The organism is Peribacillus sp. Hz7 (assembly GCF_042136355.1).
In the GTDB taxonomy this organism is placed as follows: domain Bacteria; phylum Bacillota; class Bacilli; order Bacillales; family DSM-1321; genus Peribacillus; species Peribacillus asahii_A.
On sequence record NZ_JBHHJV010000001.1, the window covers coordinates 144039 to 163715 of the forward strand.

Annotated in this window: 17 protein-coding genes; 16 read left to right on the forward strand and 1 reads right to left on the reverse strand. The window is 38.9% G+C overall.

Features of this window, described 5'->3' with window-relative positions:
- Positions 1-97: 97 nt before the first annotated feature.
- From ACE199_RS00695 to ACE199_RS00770, 16 genes are all read left to right on the forward strand, one after another.
- On the forward strand, positions 98-826 hold the full coding sequence (locus ACE199_RS00695) for an SGNH/GDSL hydrolase family protein (protein ID WP_375348187.1): 729 nt from the start codon (positions 98-100) through the stop codon (positions 824-826).
- A gap of 169 nt (positions 827-995) precedes the next feature.
- The gene (locus ACE199_RS00700) at positions 996-2678 is read left to right on the forward strand and encodes a sigma-54 interaction domain-containing protein (RefSeq protein ID WP_252293867.1); all 1683 of its coding nucleotides are present in this window, start codon (positions 996-998) and stop codon (positions 2676-2678) included.
- A 405-nt stretch (positions 2679-3083) separates the two neighbouring features.
- Positions 3084-3791: a FadR/GntR family transcriptional regulator gene (locus ACE199_RS00705; RefSeq protein ID WP_375348188.1), complete on the forward strand. Its 708-nt coding sequence runs from the start codon at positions 3084-3086 to the stop codon at positions 3789-3791.
- Between the two features lie 22 nt (positions 3792-3813).
- On the forward strand, positions 3814-5217 hold the full coding sequence (locus tag ACE199_RS00710) for an FAD-binding oxidoreductase (protein ID WP_375348189.1): 1404 nt from the start codon (positions 3814-3816) through the stop codon (positions 5215-5217).
- On the forward strand, positions 5218-6522 hold the full coding sequence (locus ACE199_RS00715; RefSeq protein ID WP_375348191.1) for a (Fe-S)-binding protein: 1305 nt from the start codon (positions 5218-5220) through the stop codon (positions 6520-6522).
- Between the two features lie 499 nt (positions 6523-7021).
- Positions 7022-8170 carry an acyl-CoA dehydrogenase family protein gene (locus ACE199_RS00720; RefSeq protein WP_375348192.1) on the forward strand — a complete coding sequence of 383 codons (1149 nt, stop codon included), beginning with the start codon at positions 7022-7024 and terminating at the stop codon, positions 8168-8170.
- 23 nt (positions 8171-8193) lie between these two features.
- Entirely contained in the window at positions 8194-9453 is a 1260-nt protein-coding gene (locus ACE199_RS00725; RefSeq protein WP_375348193.1) for an MFS transporter, read from the forward strand.
- Positions 9454-9471: 18 nt separating this feature from the next.
- Entirely contained in the window at positions 9472-11088 is a 1617-nt protein-coding gene (locus tag ACE199_RS00730) for a long-chain-fatty-acid--CoA ligase (RefSeq protein WP_375348194.1), read from the forward strand.
- 2 nt (positions 11089-11090) lie between these two features.
- On the forward strand, positions 11091-11984 hold the full coding sequence (locus tag ACE199_RS00735; protein WP_375348600.1) for a 3-hydroxyacyl-CoA dehydrogenase family protein: 894 nt from the start codon (positions 11091-11093) through the stop codon (positions 11982-11984).
- A gap of 20 nt (positions 11985-12004) precedes the next feature.
- The gene (locus tag ACE199_RS00740) at positions 12005-12820 is read left to right on the forward strand and encodes a 3-hydroxyacyl-CoA dehydrogenase family protein (protein ID WP_375348195.1); all 816 of its coding nucleotides are present in this window, start codon (positions 12005-12007) and stop codon (positions 12818-12820) included.
- A complete protein-coding gene (locus tag ACE199_RS00745) occupies positions 12817-13965 on the forward strand; it encodes an acyl-CoA dehydrogenase family protein (RefSeq protein ID WP_375348196.1) in 1149 nt (382 codons plus the stop codon). Before ACE199_RS00740 ends, ACE199_RS00745 begins: the two co-directional genes overlap by 4 nt.
- A gap of 13 nt (positions 13966-13978) precedes the next feature.
- A complete protein-coding gene (locus tag ACE199_RS00750; protein ID WP_375348197.1) occupies positions 13979-15178 on the forward strand; it encodes a thiolase family protein in 1200 nt (399 codons plus the stop codon).
- A gap of 19 nt (positions 15179-15197) precedes the next feature.
- Positions 15198-15980, forward strand: coding sequence for an enoyl-CoA hydratase/isomerase family protein (locus tag ACE199_RS00755; protein WP_252293886.1), 783 nt, complete (start codon positions 15198-15200; stop codon positions 15978-15980).
- 306 nt (positions 15981-16286) lie between these two features.
- A complete protein-coding gene (locus ACE199_RS00760; protein WP_252289654.1) occupies positions 16287-17129 on the forward strand; it encodes an ABC transporter ATP-binding protein in 843 nt (280 codons plus the stop codon).
- Complete coding sequence (locus ACE199_RS00765) at positions 17062-17820, forward strand: ABC transporter permease (RefSeq protein WP_119118754.1); 759 nt, start codon at positions 17062-17064, stop codon at positions 17818-17820. The genes ACE199_RS00760 and ACE199_RS00765 overlap by 68 nt, the downstream gene beginning before the upstream one ends.
- A gap of 38 nt (positions 17821-17858) precedes the next feature.
- Positions 17859-18872: an aliphatic sulfonate ABC transporter substrate-binding protein gene (locus tag ACE199_RS00770; RefSeq protein WP_375348198.1), complete on the forward strand. Its 1014-nt coding sequence runs from the start codon at positions 17859-17861 to the stop codon at positions 18870-18872.
- A 57-nt stretch (positions 18873-18929) separates the two neighbouring features.
- Here the strand turns inward: ACE199_RS00770 and trhA are convergent, their stop codons facing one another.
- Entirely contained in the window at positions 18930-19577 is a 648-nt protein-coding gene (gene trhA / locus ACE199_RS00775) for a PAQR family membrane homeostasis protein TrhA (RefSeq protein ID WP_375348199.1), read from the reverse strand.
- Between the last annotated feature and the right edge of the window lie 100 nt (positions 19578-19677).

Consider the following 19677-nt stretch of genomic DNA (forward strand, 5'->3'; position numbering starts at 1 on the left):
CTTTTCTTGGTTTAGTAAAAAAAATTTTGGTTGAGTAGGATTTGGACGAGAAAATGCGAAATATATATTGTTAAACATAATAATATAGGAGGCGTTTATGAATCATTTAAAGAAAGTGATAGGTATATTATTAGCGATTACATTAGTTGTTGGTGTATCCTTTCCTGTTAACGCTACAAAGACTACAACGAAAGCTAAAACGGTAGATTACGTAGCGCTAGGCGATTCATTAGCAGCGGGAATAACACCGGATGGAATTCTGGATTATAGTTATACCGATTATGTAGCTTCAAAGTTTGATAGTAGTAAATTATATAAGTTAGTGGATTACGATAATTTTGGTGTTTCAGGGTATACATCTGTTCAGCTGAAAAATGATGTTTTGAAAAGCAGTAAGATTAGAAAAGAGATAAAAGCAGCTACTCATATTACAATTGATATTGGAGCCAATGATCTTTTAGCTAAGCTTAAAACAGATCCAGCCACCGCTGTGGAGGCAATTCCTGAAGTGAGTGCTAATTTGCAGATTATTCTTAGTACGATTGATAAATTGAATCCAAAGGTTAAAGTGTATGTTATGGGATATTACAATCCCTTCGTTTATTATCCACAAGAGCAGCAAGAGGCCATGTTACCGCTGTTAACTAATCTGAATGCTCAAATTAAGTCTGTTGCGCAAAAGAATAAAGATACATATGTAGCGACGGATGTAGTCATTCAAAAGAAGGCTAAAACGTATCTTCCCAACCCTAATAATATTCATTTAAGTAAATCCGGATATAAAGTAATAGCAAACGAGTTTTGGAAAGTGATTTATAAAAAGTAATCAGTATATCCGTTTTGTTCTCCCTAATGTTAAGTTAGGGGTTTTTTATTGACAATTTTATCTCTTATATAGTTTTACTTTATCGTATACAATGCAATTTTACTAAAATAATATATTTGTAGTATTTGGAAAAATGTTTGTGTTACAATTTATGGAAGGGGGTGCGCGCATGAACATAGTGGAAATAGATGTAGCTTTCCCAACGTTTATAACGAACAAATCAGGGGAAATTCTTGAAGTAAATGAAGTGATGAAACAGCAATTAGGTATAGAGGTTTGTGATAAACATGTGAGCGATGTATTTTCTGAATGGAGCGTCTCTAAGGATCGATGTTTGGCACTGGGAAAAATGAGAGAGTTCTCTTGTGTATTCATCATACAAAGGCTTAGTGAAGACCGATACATGTGTGCTGGAGTTTTTTCACAAGAAATTGATTATATATTAAACGAGATAGATGTCCTTCAAAAAATGAATCGACATTTAGATGCGGTTATTGAAAATTCTTATGATGGTATTTATATCACGGATCGCGAAGGGAAAACAATTAAGACAAACTCTGCTATTGAGAGAATAACAGGTATTCCAAAACATTATTACATAGGAAAGAACGTCGATGATTTAATTAAACGAGGGATTTTAGAATCATCGGTTAGTCAGAGGGTACTTGAACAGAAAAAAAGTGTTTCCCTTGTTCAGCCAAATCGAGCAGGGAAAGAAACGTTATTAACAGGTAGCCCGATTTTTAACGATGATGGAGAAGTGGAAGCGGTTGTCACGAATATAAGGGACTTATCAGAACTAATGGAACTGCAAACAGCCCTTCGAAAAGCTAATGAGTTAAACAAAAGCTATCAAAAAGAAATTGAACGATTAAAAGGAAATCAAGAAAATGCCTTTTCTCAAATCGTGATTAATAGTGAAAAGATGAGACAGCTGTATGAGGTTGCTGAACGTGTATTAAATGTCGATACAACCATCTTAATTTTAGGACAAACCGGGGTCGGAAAGGATGTTTTAGCGAAGTTTATTTACAATCAAAGCAATCGGAGGATGCAAGGTAAATTTATTAAGGTAAACTGTGGGGCGATTCCCCCTGATTTACTGGAATCAGAGCTGTTTGGCTATGAAGGCGGTGCGTTTACGGGAGCTAATAAACAAGGGAAACCTGGATTGTTTGAATTAGCGGATATGGGGGTTCTATTTTTGGATGAAGTAGGTGAATTGCCGCTGAATCTGCAAGTTAAACTGCTTCGGGTCATTCAAGAACGTGAAGTACAAAGAATTGGTGCAGTTAAGTCAAAGAAAATCAACGTTCGAATTATTGCAGCCACAAACCGGGATTTGCGTGGAATGGTAGCGGATGGAACTTTCCGAGAAGATTTATTTTATCGCTTAAATGTGATTCCCATCTCGATTCCCCCTTTAGCTGAACGACGAGAAGATATTGTACCGTTAGTTTCGTATTTTTTACAAAGTATGAATGAGAGATATGAACTGAATAAAAGTATAAGTGAAGAGCTTAGGTCTTTTCTTTATCAATATCATTGGCCGGGAAATATACGAGAGCTGTCTAATTTAGTTGAAAGACTTGTATTGCTAACACAAGATAATGTCATCATGATTAAACATTTACCTCCAGAATATCAAACGGATTTTTTATCTTCTTCATCTATATCTTTAGATTCTGTAACTTTAAAAGAAGCAATTGAGCGAGCTGAAAAACAAGCGATTGTATGTGCTATGGAGCATTGTACGACAACGTATGAGTTGGCACAGCGACTAGATACGAGCCAACCTACTGTTGTTAGAAAGTTAAAGAAATATAATCTTTCTTTGCAAGGCGAGAGTTGATTTTGTTTATTCCACTCTTAACGGGCAGTAAGACTCCCGCTGATGGAAGTTTCGCTTTATATGTCATTAAATTAAAAAGGCTGAAATTCTTGATTTATTAAGGATTTCAGCCTTTAGTTCGTACATGATATTTTAAAAACTATTTTTAATTTGCAAAAGTTGTTCCGGCAGCTAGATAGGATGTAATGATGTGGGAAAATCAATTTGGATGTATATAGCCTCACTTTCCTAATTACCTTATAATTTGTATGACAAATTATCAGGGGATGATAGAGTTTTTCTTGATTTTTTGTAACTTATACGATATTTATCTAAAAATTTCTAAATAAAACTGGAAATTTGTATAACAAGTTTATATAATTATTACAAAATTATCCAAATGATATAAGGCAGGAAAGGTAAAAAATGATGTCTCCAAAAGAAAAGATTTCGCAGATTATTTCTAGAGAATTATTGCAAATGATAGAGAAAGGAAAATATTTACCCGGGGAAAAGCTACCGACTGAAATGGAATTAGCAAGTCAATTTGGAGTAAGTCGAGTGCCAATTCGAGAGGCTTTAAGTGTGCTACGTGCTTCCGGGGTCATCACTTCTAGGCAAGGGGGAGGGAGTTATGTTACAGAATCGACGAATACAGCTTTGCTTCAAGGAATTAAAGTTGAAAGTAATGATGTTCAAAGTATTAAATTCCTATTTGAAATGAGGAAAGCGGTTGAGCCAGAAGCAGCTTATCTTGCTGCGATAAGAAGAACACCGGAAGAACTAGAGGAAATGAAGTTGATTTTACACCAGCTTGAAAAAGAATCTGTAGAAGAAGGAAAAAGTGGCATAGAGGCAGATATTGATTTTCATCGTTCTATTGTCCGTGCTACTCATAATCCCATTATGATACAGACCATTGAAAATCTTTCGGTATTATATGAAAAAGTGTTGAGTATTACCCTTCAGCCTAATACAGAGTTAGCGCATAAAAGAAGAAATGTATTTAGGGAACATCAACGTATTGTGGAAGCGATTGAACTTGAAGAACCGGAACTTGCACGTGTTCAATGTTCCGTCCATTTAAGGAATGCAGAGAAAAAACTAGGCCTTTTTATAAAGGACTTTATTTAGAGGAAGATGAGGAGAATTGAAAATGCTTACATCCAATCAGATTATGAAGATTAATCATATTGTACAAATTGGTAGAGTGTTACTAGATGAACATGACCGGTATAGTTATTCGTTCGATGCTTCCTTTGGTACGTATCTTCCGGATGCCGTCGTTCAAACGAAACATGTAGAAGAACTTGCCGAGCTTGTGAAATTTGCTAATCAGGAAGGCATCCCGATTTATCCGCGTGGCCAATCTACTTCATTAAGCGGTGGACCGCTTCCGGTACAAGGAGGAATTGTCATTGATCTATCGGTAATGAATGATATCTTGGACATTGATGAAGAAGATCTTGTCGCAGTGGTTTCACCAGGTGTATTAACGGCAGCCATCCATAAGGCAGCAGAGGAGAAGGGATTGATGTATCCGCCTGATCCAAGCAGTTCGCATGTGTCTACTATCGGAGGGAATATGGCGGAGAATTCAGGAGGTCCAAGGGGATTAAAGTATGGGGTCACAAAAGATTATGTAATTGGTCTTGAAGTCATTACACCTGAAGGGGAAATTATTCAAACTGGCGGAAGAACGGTGAAAAATGTAACGGGTTATGACTTGACGAAGCTTATCGTAGGTTCAGAGGGGACGCTTGGCATTATTACGAAGGCTATTCTTCGGCTTATTCCGAAACCTCCAGCTACTGCTACTCTAATGGCTATCTTCTCCAACTTAGTAGATGCAGGGAGAGCTATTTCTAACATTCTCTCTTCAGGTATTTTGCCGTCTAAGATGGAATTGATGGATCAAGCTTCGATTATTGCTGTTGAAAATTATCAACCGATGGGACTTCCAAAGGATGCGGAAGCGATTATTTTATTAGAATTAGATGGTCATCCTTTAGCGTTACAAGATGAAATTATCCAAGCAGAGCAATTATGCTATGTCGTTGGTGCGAGTCAAGTTAAAATTCCGAAGAATGATATGGAAAAAGAGGAAATCTGGAGAGCAAGAAAGCTCGTATCGCCTGCGATTGTGAGAATCAAGCCAACTAAAATCTCTGAGGATGCTACCGTTCCGCGAAGTAAGATTCCCGAAATGTGTGAGCGGCTTCAAGAGATTAAGAGACGCTATCAAGTTCATTTAGTGCTGTTTGGTCATGCCGGAGATGGAAATCTGCATCCTAATATTATTTGTGATAAAAGTGATGCAGAGGAGATGGAGAGGGTAGAGAAGGCGGTAGCTGAAATATTTACGGCAGCAGTGGAACTTGGAGGGACTCTATCGGGTGAGCATGGAATTGGGAATATGAAGGCACCTTTTATGGAAATGGAGCTTGGAACAGTAGGGTTAGATATGATGAAGAGGATTAAAAAGGCGTGGGATCCTAATAATATCATGAATCCGGGGAAGATTTTTCCTGAACCAGGACAGAAATTGGAGTTGAAGTAGATGAATGAAACAGTGGAGCAATTACGTCAAGAGTTTCAATATGATAAGACAAATCAATGTGTTCAATGTGGCTACTGTCTCCCTGTATGTCCGACATATAGGAGTATGGGGAAGGAAACTCATTCTCCACGCGGCAGAATAAATCTCGTAAAGATGGTCGGCGAAGGAAGAATCACGGATTTATCTGTCTTGGAGGAGCCTCTTAATCTATGTCTAGGCTGCAGAGCATGTGAAACAGCCTGTCCAACAGGTGTGGAGTATGGAAGTATTTTAGAATCTGCAAGGGCTGCCTTGGTTAAGAGAAAAAGCTTTTCTTTTCCGGTTCGTTTAGTAAGGAAAACAATGTTTAAGAAAGTCTTTCCGAGTAAAAGTGTAATGAATTTTACGGGGCATGCTTTTTGGCTTTATGAAAAAACAGGGGTACAGAAGCTGATGAGAAAGTCCAAGCTTTTGCATAAGCTGCCTCATCATTTAGGAGAATTTGAAGCGATTATGCCAAAATCTGCATCACCGAAACAACGTGCTCACTCTTATTCATATGTAAAAGCAAAAGGAGAGCGCAAATATACGGTTGCTTTTTTTACAGGCTGCATTATGGATGCGATGTTTCATAAAATTAATGATTTATCCATTCGATTATTGGCTGAGGTCGGCTGTGATGTCTATGTAGTGGATAAGCAAACGTGCTGTGGTGCTTTACATGCTCATTCAGGCGAAATGGATGATGCTAAGGAGCTGGCTAAAAGAAATATTATCGCTTTTGAAGAAATAGAAGCGGATTATATTGTGAATAATGCTGGCGGATGTGGAGCGATGCTTTATGAATATGCTCATCTTCTTAAGGGCGAACCGGAATGGAAGAGACGAGCGTCTGTCTTCTCTGCTAAATCCAAAGATATTAGTCAAATCCTCATCTCTTGTGAAGGAGTTCAAGACTTAAAAATAAGAGAGAATGAGCGAGTCACTTATCAAAGGTCTTGTCATATGACGAATGTTCAAAAAGTAACGACGGAACCTGTTCAGCTGTTAAAAGGAATACCTGGTATACAGTTTGTTGAAATGAAGGAAGCAAATATGTGCTGCGGTTCAGCAGGAATCTATAATATGGTGAATTACGATGAATCTATGAAAATACTAGATGAAAAAATGAAGCATATGAAAGAAACAAAAGCGACTGTCATTATTACAACAAATCCTGGCTGTCTCCTTCAAATGAAATTAGGAATTGAGCGAGAAAATTTATCTTCATCTGTCAAAGCTCTTCATCTTATTGAATATTTAGCTGATGCTGCTGGAATAAAGTAAGGATATTTCTATACTGAACAGGGATGTTTTTGTACGGATTGATGATCACTGTGCACTTGTCGAGATTAACAGCGTATTTAAATAAACATTCTTAATGTCGTTTTAACAAGTTGAACATATATAGAGTCAACCTGCTGTGACTGGAAAACATAATATTTTTATTTGAAATGGAGCCTATTAGATAGGCTTTTTTTGTTTAATTTAAGGCTGTTGTGCAGGAAGTTGTTGATTTTTGGCTTAAGCGTGCAAAATCACGTTTTTATGGAGCTGAGCGAATATGAGCTGAAACTTGTTTTTTCAACAATTATTGTGTGATTCAAAAATGAAATGTTGATTCATTTTTGAATCAAGAGAATCTGCTAGTACTCTCTGTTTTTGATTCAAATATAAATCGACAAAGAATAGAAGATTAGGAAAAATGAGGTAATTAAAGAGGTTTCCTTTTGGCACACTTCTTGCATTATGTATATAGTATTCCAAATTATTAGGAGGGATTGACATGTTTACGACAGTAAACCCAGAAATTGAGCAAATTAGACAAATGGTAAGGAACTTTGTAGAAAATGAAGTGGAGCCGTTTGCGCAGCAAATTGAGGAAGAGGATAGAATTCCTGAGCATTTAATCGCGCAAGCAAAAGAACTTGGATTATTCGGAATGAGTATCCCTGAAGAATACGGTGGAATTGGATTGGGAATGGTTGGAAAGGCTGCAGTTTTGGAGCAGTTAGGAAGAACGCATAATGGATTTGCTACGTTGATTAGTGCTCATACAGGTATTGGAAGTACAGGACTAGTTCGTTTAGCTTCTCCATTCCTAAAGGATAAATATTTACCGGAGCTTGCGACAGGCAGAAAGACAGCGGCATTTGCTTTATCTGAGCCAGGTGCAGGATCAGACGCAACGAATTTGTCGACAAGAGCAGAAAAGTTAGGGAATAAATGGATTCTAAACGGAACAAAGCATTTTATTACAAATGCACCGATTGCAGATGTCTTTACGGTTTTTGCACTGACAGATAAAGATAAAAGAGCAAAAGGTGGAATTACGGCTTTTCTAGTAGAAAAAGATTTTCCTGGTTTTACGATTGGTAAAAAAGATAAAAAAATGGGGCTGCGTGGTTCATATACCGCACAATTAATTTTCGAAAACTGTGAAGTTCCGGAGGAAAACGTTATCGGTGAAGTCGGAATGGGATATATGGCCGCTTTAAAAATTCTTAGTGAAGGCCGTATTGGGTTAGCTGCACGAGCAGTTGGATCTTCTCAAAAATTAATTGAATTATCAGCTGCATATGCGAAGGAAAGAATTCAATTTGGAAAACCGATTGCCTCGAACCAAGCGATTCAATGGATGCTAGCGGATATGGCGACGGAAACAGAAGCAGCGAAAACTTTAATGCTAAAAGCGGCACATATGGTCGATGAAGGGAAAAAAGTAGTGAAAGAGTCGTCTATGGCTAAATTGTTTGCATCGGATGTCTTTAATCGAGTGGCAGATAAAGCGGTTCAAATTCATGGTGGTATGGGTTATGTATCCGATTATCCAGTAGAGCGTTTTTATCGCGATGCTCGAATTACACAAATTTATGAAGGAACAAATGAAATCCAAAGATTGATTATTTCTAGAAACGTGCTTGATGAAAATTAATCTCTAGAGAGTGAGGCGAAGGTATGCGTTGGATAGTTCTTTGTTTATTGTTTTTTGGGATGATGATTAACTTCGCAGATAAATCAATCATTGGATTGGCAGCGGTTCCAATTATGAAAGATTTCGGGTTATCTTATGCAGAATGGGGACTCGTTGGAAGTGCCTATTATTGGTTATATCCCGTTACTGGAATCTTTGGTGCAGCGTGGGCAGATAAAGTAGGAGCCAAAAAAGTATTAGGATTTTTAATGCTAACATGGGCTGTCCTCCAGTTTGGAGTAATTGCCATTACAGCCCTTCCATTATTGATCGTATATCGCCTCTTATTAGGTGCTTTTGAAGGGCCGTTTAGTCCAGTTGCTTATAGTCATGCAGATAAATGGTTTCCTCCAAAGCAACGTGGATTCGCGAACTCTGTTGTTGTATCGGGAGCGACCGTTGGCGCAATGGTTGCCGCTCCTATTCTTGTAGCGATGATTACAGCATGGGGCTGGAAATATGCCTTTGCTGCACTAGGTCTTGCAAGTATTGTTTGGGCCGTAGCCTTCCAATTCTTAACAAAAGAATCACCAGTGGAAGCATATGAAAAAGCTAAGAAGAAGGCTGCCCCTGAAAAATTTAAATTAAAAGATCTCAAGTATATCCTTACATCACGCGTCGCTTTATTTACGACATTGGCTTATTTTTCAACGTATTTCATCGTTGTATGGCTGGCTACATGGTTACCGCTTTACCTTGTTGAAGTAACAGGAATGAGTAATGGACAAATGGGCTTTGCAGTAGCGGCTGTCGGGATTGCGTCTGTTGTACTTTATATGGGAGTGTCTGTGTTATCGGATGCTGTATTTAAAAAGACTAAAGACTGGAAAATTTCACGTGTATATGTAACAGGCGGTGCGATGCTTATTGGTGCATTGAGCATGTTATCCATTCTAGTGTTCCATAATCCGATTTGGGTCATTATCGCGATGTGTTTAGCAAAAGGACTTACGTATGCAATTCTGCCAATTGGTCCAACGATTATGATTAATGAAATGCCGGAACGCCGTGGGCTTATGACAAGTATTCTAACTTCTTCCGGTAACTTGGCTGGTATCGTTGCCCCTGTTTTAACAGGTTTTATTGTGAATTTAGCAGCTACAAAAATATTTGGATATAACCTGTCCATTGCCTTTATGGCTGTGCTTGTTCTTATTTTCTCCGCGTTGTTTATGATTTTTGTCAGACCTACTGAGCAAGCTCAATCAGACGAATCAGAATTATCGGAACAGGTTGGATCATAAAAGGAGGGTGAAGTAATCTTGGAAACGGAACAAGTAAAGCCGTGGAACAAATATTATGAAGAAATAAAAGATACGTTTCATATTCCGAAGATTTCATTGTATGCCATGTTCGAGACTTCGGTTCAGCGATTTGGAGAACAGCCGGCTATTATTTTTGAAGATCAAGAAATTACGTATAAAGAACTTAAACGAAGAGTGGATTGTTTAGCTCAGGCATGGATAAATAAGGGGGTTCAGCAGGGAGAGCGAATCGGCGTTATGGTCGCCAATCATCCAGATTATATCGTTTCTTATTATGCTGCTCAGGCAATCGGTGCGATTGTTGTTCAAATTAACCCTGCTTATACGCCGAGAGAATTGCTGCAAATTGTCCAAGATTCTCATGTTTCTTATATCGTGGTAGATGCTCGTTCTGTCGCAACAGTTGATACGATTCGTGAAGTCTTTTCTTTTAAGCATGTAACGTTATCGACAACCGTAAGTGCTCATGAAGTTGAATGGGGAGACTCGATGAAAGAATTAATCGAGTCAGCTTCCCCGCTTCAACACGCTGCACCGATTAATCCTGTAGAAGATGTTGCGATTATTCAGTATACAGGGGGAACAACAGGGAAAGTAAAAGGGGCGATGTTAACGCACTATAATTTAGTTGCAAATGTCTATCAGAGCTTTGTGTTATATCGTCAACGAGTGGAATTTGGCCAGGAAACGGTTCTAGCTGTAACTCCTCTCTATCATGTATTTGCGATGACGGCTGCCATGAATCTAGGAATTTATTTAGGAGCTAGATTATTAGTCATTGAAAAATTTAATGTAGATGACGTTCTTCAACAAGTAAAGAAACATCGACCAACGATGTTTCCCGGTGTGCCTAAAATGTATATTTCATTCGTTAATCATCCAAACGCATCTACTTCGGGGCTAGAGTCGCTAAAAGTTTGTTCTTCCGGATCGGCTCCTTTGCCTGTAGAAATTATTCATAAGTTTAAAGAGCTGACAGGTGCTTCTATTTTAGAAGGGTTCGGTATGTCAGAAACATCACCAACTACCCACCGTACACCAATCAATGGAGAACATAAGGTTGGGAGTATCGGAATTCCTGTCCCTGAAACAAATTGTAAAATTGTGGATGAAAATAACAAAGAGCTTGGTGCCAATATGGTGGGCGAACTTTTGATTAAAGGACCTCAAGTGACGAAGGGGTATTGGAATAATGTGTCTGAAAGTGCCCAAGCGTTGCAAAATGGCTGGTTGCACACAGGAGATCTCGCTACGATGGATGAGGAAGGTTACTTTTACATTGTTGGAAGAAAGAAGGAAATGATTATTTTAGGTGGATTTAATATTTATCCTCAGGAAGTAGAAGGAGTTTTGTATGAACATCCAGATATTCAGGAAGCGGCCGTTGTCGGAATACCTGATCGAGAAAATGGCGAAATGGTGAAAGCTTATGTTGTGCCGAAAAATGGCTGTACACTCGATCTTGACGAAATTCGAGGGTATTGCTATACAAAATTAACGCCATACAAAGTTCCGAAAGTCATTGAAGTAAGAGATCAATTACCGCGAAATGGTGTAGGGAAATTATTAAAACGTCTATTAGTTAAAGAAGAGATGGAAAAAGGAGGCAACTGATGATGGGAACTCAAGAAATTAAACAAGTAGGAGTAGTTGGAGCTGGAGCGATGGGGTCACAAATTGCGATGGTTACGGCTCTTGGCGGATATCCAGTCGTTTTACAAGATATCGCAACAGAAAGCTTACAAAAGGCCGAAGCTTTTCTAAGAGAACAAATGGCAAGACGTGTGAAAAAAGGGAAATTTACAGAAGAACAAGTTGAAAGTGCATTCGCTAATCTTACATTTACAACGGAACTAGCAGACTTACAAAATACTGATTTAGTCATTGAAGCAATTGTTGAAAAGCTAGAAGTGAAGCAAGCGTTGTTCGAGCAGCTCGATCGTATTGTGCCAGAGCATACGATCTTGGCAACGAACAGTTCGACTATCGTAAGCTCTAAGCTAGCCGATTCGGTTCGTCGTGCTGAGAAAGTATGTAACATTCATTTCTTTAATCCTGTGCTTGTTATGGATTTAGTTGAGGTTGTAAAAGGACCACATACATCTGATCAAACAGCGGAAAAGAGCGTTGATTTTATTAGATCGATTGGTAAGATCCCGGTGTTATTAAAGAAAGAGATTTCAGGCTTTATTGCGAATCGTATTCTTGGAAAGTTAATGGATGAAGCGGTTTTCTTATATGAAAATGGCTATGCCTCACATGAAGAAATCGACCTTGTCGTGACGAAGGCGCTAAATCATCCAATTGGACCGTTTGCTCTTATGGACTTAACGGGCATTGATGTGAATTACTTTGTACGGATGCAACGCTACTCAGAAAGTGGTGATGAGAAAGACCGACCAGCGGCTGTTGTAGCGGCGAAAGTAGAAAAAGGGGAGCTAGGGAAGAAAACCGGTAAAGGCTTCTATGAATATGATGAGAACGGAAAGCGCATTGAACAAAGAGTCTAAGTGATTGGGGAGAGAGAGAAATGAAGAACATTACAGTAATTGGTGCCGGCACAATGGGGAGAGGAATTGCTCTTGCTTGTGTACAGGCAGGGTATGATGTTGTCGTACAAGATGTAAGTGAAGAATCTTTACAGCGATGTGAAACGTATATTCGTAAGTTTACAGATTCTGTGTCCATTCAGTTTGAAACAGATTTACAACAAGCGGTGAAATCCGCTGATCTAGTGATTGAAGCTGTGCTAGAACTGATGGATTTAAAAGTGGAGATTTTTAAAGCACTTGATGCATTTGCACCTCCACACGCTATACTCGCTACGAATACATCAACAATGAGTCCTACAGAGATTGCTTCACAAACATCTAGGCCGGGTCAATGTATCGCTCTTCATTTCTTTAACCCTGTTCATAAGATGAAACTCATTGAAGTCATTTGTGGGCTTGAAACAAGTGAAGAGACGATCCAAACGAGTATGGAGTTTGGGCAAAGTCTAGGCAAAGAGTGTGTGAAAATCAATGAATTTCCTGGTTTTGCTGCTGGCCGAATGAATTGCTTAATTGGGAATGAAGCGATGAATATGGTCATGGAAGGTGTAGGGTCTATTGAAGATATCGACAAAGCGATGAAGTTAGGCTTGAATCATCCGATGGGGCCACTTGAACTAGCTGATTTAGTCGGCCTTGATACACGGTTACGTAATATGGAATATTTATATGAAACATTAGGAGAGAAATATCGTCCTTGCCCAATTCTCAAAAAATATGTTAAAGCAGGCTGGATTGGCAAAAAAGCTGGTCGTGGATTTTACAGATATGACGAGGAGGGCAATAAATTATGAGTCTAGCAATCAGTGAAGATATTCAATTACTAAAAAAGAATGTTCGTGATTTTATTCAAACAGAAGTAGAAGCGGTTGCGATGCAAATTGAAGAAGAAGACCGCATTCCGGAGAGAATTGTTCAGTTATCTAAAGAGATGGGGCTGTTTGGACTGAGCATCCCAGAAGAGTATGGTGGATTAGGAGTTGGCATGGTCGGGAAATGCGCCCTTTACGAAGAAATTGGTGCGACACATAACGGCTATACAACACTGATTGGGGCACATACGGGAATTGGTACGGTTGGAATTGTCGAGATGGGCAATGAAGCGCAAAAGAGAAAATATTTGCCCGATATGGCTGCAGGGAATCGAATTGGTGCTTTTGCCTTAACAGAACCGCAAGCAGGATCGAATGCGACGAATTTGAAAACAACGGCTGTTAGAAAAGGTGATAAATATATTTTAAACGGCTTGAAACATTATATTACGAATGCTACCGAGGCGGATATATTCACAGTGATGGCTGTAACGGATCCGTCAAAAGGTGCGAAAGGAATTACTTCTTTCATTATTGAAAAAGATTTTCCAGGCTTTCATGTAGGAGCTGTCGAGCGAAAAATGGGTCTGCGTGGATCTCACTCCGCAGAAATCATTATGGAAGATTGCGAAGTACCTGTTGAAAATGTTTTAAGTGAAGAAGGACAAGGGTATGTCAATGCACTTAAAATTTTAGCCAATGGCCGTGCAGGTTTAGCCGCTCGAAATTTAGGTTCTGCTCAAAAATTACTTGACTTATCGATGATGTATGCAAAAGAGCGTATTCAATTTAATGTGCCAATTATTGAGCATCAAGCTGTTGCTCATATGTTAGCGGAAATGGCTGTTGATATTGAGGCTCTAAGATCCTTTACATATCGCGTCGCCGAGATGGTTGATGAAGGGAAGAAAGTTATTAAAGAAGCAGCGATGTTAAAATTATTTGGTTCAGAAGTATACAATCGTGTTGCCGATAAAGCGGTACAAATACATGGCGGCATTGGTTATATTGCTGACTACCCAATTGAACGTTTTTATCGTGATGCTCGTATTACCCGCATTTATGAAGGAACTTCAGAAATTCAAAAAAATATTATTATCGGTCAATTAAATAAAGAATATAACTAAGGGGGAAGAAAAAATGGAAAAGAATCGAATTGTTATTGTTGATGGAGTACGTACACCAATTGGGCGTTATGGCGGGGGATTAAAAGATGTGAAATCGGGCTTTTTAGCTTCACGAGTGATTGAAAGTGTACTAGAAAAAGCGAATGTGTCTCCAACAATTGTGGATGAAGTAATCTTAGGAGAAGTTCGTCAAACGTCAGAAGCTTCCAATGTTGCTCGTGTCGCTGCACTGCGAGCAGGTATTCCTTCAAGTACACCAGCTTTCACCGTTAACCGTCTTTGTGCATCTGGTATGCAAGCTATTGCTTCAGGTGTTCAACAAATTCAATCAGGTCAGGCGAAAGTTGTCATTGCAGGCGGGACGGAAAGCATGAGTAATGCACCGATTTTCATTCGCGGTTCACGCTTTGGCGGCGATCAGACTCAGCTAGTCGATTCAAATAAGGAAAATGGACAACAGCCTCAAGAGACGTACGGCTATCAATTAGGTATGGGGATAACAGCAGAAAATGTTGCTGAGAAATATAACGTTTCACGAGAAGATCAAGATAAGTTTGCTTATGAAAGCCAACAGCGTGCGGATCGAGCAATTAAACAAGATGTATTTCGTGAGGAAATCGCTCCAGTAACCGTTCAAGTGAAGCGCTCAACGATTGTTGTGGACACAGATGAACATCCACGTCCAGAAACGACATTAGAGAAACTAGGAACACTGAAACCTGCTTTCAAACCAGATGGTTCGGTTACAGCAGGAAATGCATGCGGTCGTAACGACGGAGCAGCAGCGGTCTTACTTATGTCAGAAGAAGAAGCAGCTTCTCAAAATCTCCAACCATATGCGGCTATCGTAGATTGGGCAGCAGTTGGTGTACCACCAGAAATTATGGGAATTGGGCCTGTACCAGCTGTTCAAAAATTATTAGAACGTACTGAGTTAACAATTAACGATATTGATTTATTTGAAATCAATGAAGCCTTTGCTTCACAAGCGCTAGCTGTTCAGAGAGAGCTAGGAATTGATCCTGAGAAATGCAATGTAAATGGTGGAGCAATTGCACTAGGACATCCACTAGGTGCAACAGGTGCACGTATTGTCGTGACATTAATGCATGAATTAAAACGAAGAGGCGGACGTTATGGAGTTGCAGCTCTTTGTATAGGCGGCGGACAAGGTATGGCGATTCTTATTGAAAACCTACAAACTAATTCATGATGAGAAAGGGGGAATCGGGATGACGATTTATGAAACAATTGTAGTTGAACGAGAGGGAAATCTAGCTTATATCATTATTAATCTACCAGAAGTAAGAAATCGACTAAGTAAGGAAACGTTAGCGGAGATTGTTGAAGCATTAGAAGAACTTAAGAACGATCGCGAAGTCGGTTGTGTCGTGTTCCGTGGACAAGGAGACAAAGCTTTTGCAGCCGGTGCTGATATTAACCAGTTGAATGCGCGTCAAGCATTGGATATGTTACAAGCCGGAGGAATGCAAGAAGTCTATGATTATATTGAATCGTATGAAAAACCGACGATTGCGATGATTAATGGGGTTGCGCTAGGCGGCGGCTGTGAATTAGCGATGGCTTGTGATATTCGCCTAATTGCAGATCATGCGAAAATGGGATTGCCGGAATTAAATTTATCGATTATTCCAAGTGCTGGTGGAACCCAACGACTTACACGACTAGTTGGGAAAGGAAAAGCAATCGAAATGATTTTACTAGGAAAATTTATTTCAGCGGAAGAAGCGAAACAGATTGGCTTAGTGTCTGAAGTCGTTCCACTTGCTGATTTAAAGGCTAAAGTAGAAGAAACAGCGAAACAAATTTTAGCTAAAGGTCCTCTTGCGGTGAAGCTTGCGAAGGTTGCGATTCACTTAGGCTCAGATGTTGATATGAAAACAGGACTCATGATTGAGCGCCTTGCTCAAGCGGTTCTCTTCTCTACAGAAGATAAATCAGAAGGAACAGCGGCCTTTATTGAAAAAAGAAAGCCTGTATTTTTATCCAAGTAATGAAATAAAAAGACCATTCCGTTATAATAGGGAATGGTCTTTATTATTGTTTGATAAATCATAAAATTCTTGAGTTTCTGTTGGGAATTTCGATATCCATTGCAAATATCCTTATTTTAATACAGTAAATTCCACTAAATAATAGTAGAATATTTGACTAAAACTATCGAATATAGCAAGGCTTTAAGGAAATAGGCAAACAATATAAAATTATCTCTTAATAATCTTGACGAAATTCATAGGATTAATTATGATTTAGGGACAATATTGAATTAGAAAACTTAGATTTGAAGTGAGGTGTGTTGCATGTATTTAACAATTAATGGGATTGAAAAAAGCTTTGTTAATGAGAAGAAAGAACGAGTGAAAGTACTCGATAATATTAATATTGAAGCCGAAAAAGGAAGCTTTGTTTCGATTGTTGGACCATCGGGCTGTGGGAAATCAACACTGTTATATTTAATTGCAGGACTTGATCAGCCGGATGCTGGAGATATACGAGTGGCAGGCCAAAAGGTGAAGAAGCCTGGGCCAGAGCGAGTTGTTGTCTTCCAAGAGGCGGGGTTGTTTCCATGGCTAACCGTATTAGAGAATGTTACATATGGTTTGAAGCTGAAGAAAATGTCGAAAGCAGAAGCTGAGGCAAAAGCGTTAGAAGTATTAAAGATGGTTCACCTTAGCCGTTATGTAGATTCGTATCCTCATCAGTTATCCGGAGGCATGAAGCAAAGGGTTGCTATCGCCAGAGCTTTAGTAATGGAACCAGATATTTTATTAATGGATGAGCCGTTCTCGGCACTAGATGAACAGACAAGAATGGTGTTACATAAAGAGCTTATAGAAATTTGGAGAAAAACAAAAGTAACGATTTTCTTTATTACTCATAATATTCGAGAAGCTGTTCAACTTTCAGAAAAGGTCGTTGTCTTTGCTACTCGTCCAGGGAAAATCAAAGACATTATTTCCGTTCCATCGATGAAAGACGGAGTCATGCCCGATAGTGTTACATTACATACGGAGCAGAAAGTTTTGAGTATTTTACAGGAGGAAATCGAAAAAGTATTGAAGGAGGAAATGGGAGATGACTACAGCTTTAAGACGGGTCCTGTTCATCGCAATGATAGCGGTGATATGGGAAGTCACATCTAGACTTTCAAGCCTTCCTGATTTTATGTTTCCAGGCCTTCTTCAGGTATTAGATACATTGGTTAACGGTATAATAAGCGGACAAATTACGGAAGCTATTTTAAAAAGTATAGGAAGGATTTTACTTGGGTTTACGATAGCTATTGTTATCGGTCTTATTCTAGGTTATTTTATTTGGCGCTACAAGCTTGTGGAGGATACGCTCGGCTTTGTTGTAACAGCTCTGCAGTCCATTCCAAGTATTGTTTGGTTTCCGCTTGCGATTATTTGGTTTGGATTAAATGATTTTTCCATTCTTTTTATCGTAACGATTGGGGCTACCTGGACGATGACAGTCAATGCTACGAGCGGCTTCAAAAATGTTCCACAGCTGTATCAACGAGTTGCTAAAACCTATGGATCAAGCGGTTTTCATTTTTTACGTACGGTCATCTTACCGGCTTCTGTGCCGCAAATCATTTCTGGTTTACGTATTGCTTGGGCCTTTTCTTGGCGCGCCTTAATGGCAGGGGAGCTGCTTGGCGGAGGCGGCGGTCTTGGTCAACTATTAGAAATGGGCCGATCACTTGGTCAAATGGATTTAGTTATTTCGGTTATGATTATTATTGCTATTATCGGAACAATTGTAGACAATGTTGTATTTTCTCGCTTAGAACGAAATGTTCAATTAAAGTGGGGAGTTAGTTCACGCTAGTTTGTAGAAATTACTCATTTAAAAAAGGAGAAAAGCAGATGAAAAAGTTATTGTTTACACTCATTGCTTCTATACTATTTATTGGTATATTAAGCGGTTGTGCACAATCTGATCAAAAAGAAGAAAAAGCAGAAAAAGGCTCTGATGAAAAAACGGTTAAAATTGGTTACTTCCCGAACTTAACGCATATCGCGACAATTGTAGCGCTTGAAAAAGGCTATTTTGAGGAAGCATTCGGTAAAGATGTGAAAATTGAAACAAAAACAGTTAGCAATGGCGGATTATTTATGGAAGCGATGGCTACAAAAGCAATCGATGTTGGTACAGTTGGTCCTGGACCGCTGCTTAACTTCTATGTGAAAAATCCAAACTATCATTTGATTTCTGGAGCAGTCAATGGCGGGGCTGTACTTGTTGCAAGTGAAGCAAGCAATATTAAAGATTTAAAAGATTTAGACGGCAAAAAAGTAGCGATTCCGGTTATTGGGAGTACGCAAGATGTAATGCTTAGAAAAGCGCTTCAAGAGGTGGATTTAAAACCAACAACAAATGGCGGTTCAGTAGAATTATTTGCGTCAGCTCCTGCAGATACGGTTTCTCTTTTCGTTCAAAAATCAGTGGATGCGGCTGCTACTCAGGAACCATGGGGCTATGTGTTGGAAAATCAAGCAGGTGGCAAGCTGCTGTTAGATTGGGATGAATTCGCATGGGGCAAAGATTCTACAAATACAGTAGTAGCTGCTAGTAAGGAGTTTTTAGAGAAAGATGGTCTTGCTGCTTCTTATTTAAAAGCTCATAAAAAAGCAGTAGAGTTTATTCAAAACAACCCTGAAGAAAGCCAAGAAATTGTTATTAAACATTTGAAAGACTTAACAGGTAAAGAGTTGAAGAAAGACGAAGTAGAAGCGGCGTTCTCTCGCTTACAAGTAACAACAGATGTGAATGAAAAAGTGATTCAAGAAATGGCGGATATTAGTAAAGAAGCAAACTATATTCCAAGCAATGATATTAAAGGCTTGATTGATCTTTCAGTTCTTGAAGGAATAAAATAAGAAAAAGTGAACTCCGATACGATTGTGTATCGGAGTTTTTTGATGATGTGTGAGATATTACAGTACAAAAAAGTACACGCTCATAAAGTGGGCTAAGCTTCCTAACAGAATAAAAATATGAAAAATCTCATGAAACCCCCAGTTTTTAAAAGTAAGCCATTTTGGCTTAAGCGCATAAATCAAGCCGCCTATCGTATAAATACACCCTCCGATTATTAATAGAAGCACTCCTTGAAAGCTTAAGACCGAAGATAATGGAACGATGACAAAAATAATCATCCAACCCATGGCAATATATAGGGCAGTAGAGAGCCAGCGAGGGCAATTAAACCAAATCATTTTAAAAGAAATTCCGCATAGGGCAATGGAAGAGATAATGAAAAATAATGCCCATCCTGTTACTCCGCGCAAACTGATTAAGCAAAATGGAATATATGTTCCAGCAATTAAAATAAAAATCATGGAATGATCTAGTTTTCTTAAAAAAGCAATCACTCTGTCTTTTGCAATAACCATGTGATACGCAGCGGATGCAGAATACAGAAGAATCATGCTTAAGCCAAATACGATGACAGCGGTAATTGTCAGGGGAGATCCTCCTGTAGAGGATGCTTTGATGACTAGTGCCAGCAATCCAATAAAAGCTAAAATCGCTCCAGCTAAATGGGTGAATCCATTAATAGGTTCTCGGATATATTGATTCATAATGTGGATGCTCCTTTATGTAGTTTTAATAACTACTTAGTATATTATATGCATGCTGATATGTAGTCAAGGTTTACGAAGTGTTTTTTATGGGATAAAA

Bases quoted from the DNA above. Each gene is read 5' to 3' on its own strand.
- ACE199_RS00695 (WP_375348187.1), top strand. From the start codon at position 98: ATGAATCATTTAAAGAAAGTGATAGGTATATTATTAGCGATTACATTA.
- ACE199_RS00720 (WP_375348192.1), top strand. From the start codon at position 7,022: ATGTTTACGACAGTAAACCCAGAAATTGAGCAAATTAGACAAATGGTA.
- ACE199_RS00750 (WP_375348197.1), top strand. From the start codon at position 13,979: ATGGAAAAGAATCGAATTGTTATTGTTGATGGAGTACGTACACCAATT.
- ACE199_RS00705 (WP_375348188.1), top strand. From the start codon at position 3,084: ATGATGTCTCCAAAAGAAAAGATTTCGCAGATTATTTCTAGAGAATTA.
- ACE199_RS00735 (WP_375348600.1), top strand. From the start codon at position 11,091: ATGGGAACTCAAGAAATTAAACAAGTAGGAGTAGTTGGAGCTGGAGCG.
- ACE199_RS00745 (WP_375348196.1), top strand. From the start codon at position 12,817: ATGAGTCTAGCAATCAGTGAAGATATTCAATTACTAAAAAAGAATGTT.
- ACE199_RS00760 (WP_252289654.1), top strand. From the start codon at position 16,287: ATGTATTTAACAATTAATGGGATTGAAAAAAGCTTTGTTAATGAGAAG.
- ACE199_RS00700 (WP_252293867.1), top strand. From the start codon at position 996: ATGAACATAGTGGAAATAGATGTAGCTTTCCCAACGTTTATAACGAAC.
- ACE199_RS00740 (WP_375348195.1), top strand. From the start codon at position 12,005: ATGAAGAACATTACAGTAATTGGTGCCGGCACAATGGGGAGAGGAATT.
- ACE199_RS00715 (WP_375348191.1), top strand. From the start codon at position 5,218: ATGAATGAAACAGTGGAGCAATTACGTCAAGAGTTTCAATATGATAAG.
- ACE199_RS00755 (WP_252293886.1), top strand. From the start codon at position 15,198: ATGACGATTTATGAAACAATTGTAGTTGAACGAGAGGGAAATCTAGCT.
- ACE199_RS00725 (WP_375348193.1), top strand. From the start codon at position 8,194: ATGCGTTGGATAGTTCTTTGTTTATTGTTTTTTGGGATGATGATTAAC.
- trhA (WP_375348199.1), bottom strand. From the start codon at position 19,577: ATGAATCAATATATCCGAGAACCTATTAATGGATTCACCCATTTAGCT.
- ACE199_RS00765 (WP_119118754.1), top strand. From the start codon at position 17,062: ATGACTACAGCTTTAAGACGGGTCCTGTTCATCGCAATGATAGCGGTG.
- ACE199_RS00710 (WP_375348189.1), top strand. From the start codon at position 3,814: ATGCTTACATCCAATCAGATTATGAAGATTAATCATATTGTACAAATT.
- ACE199_RS00770 (WP_375348198.1), top strand. From the start codon at position 17,859: ATGAAAAAGTTATTGTTTACACTCATTGCTTCTATACTATTTATTGGT.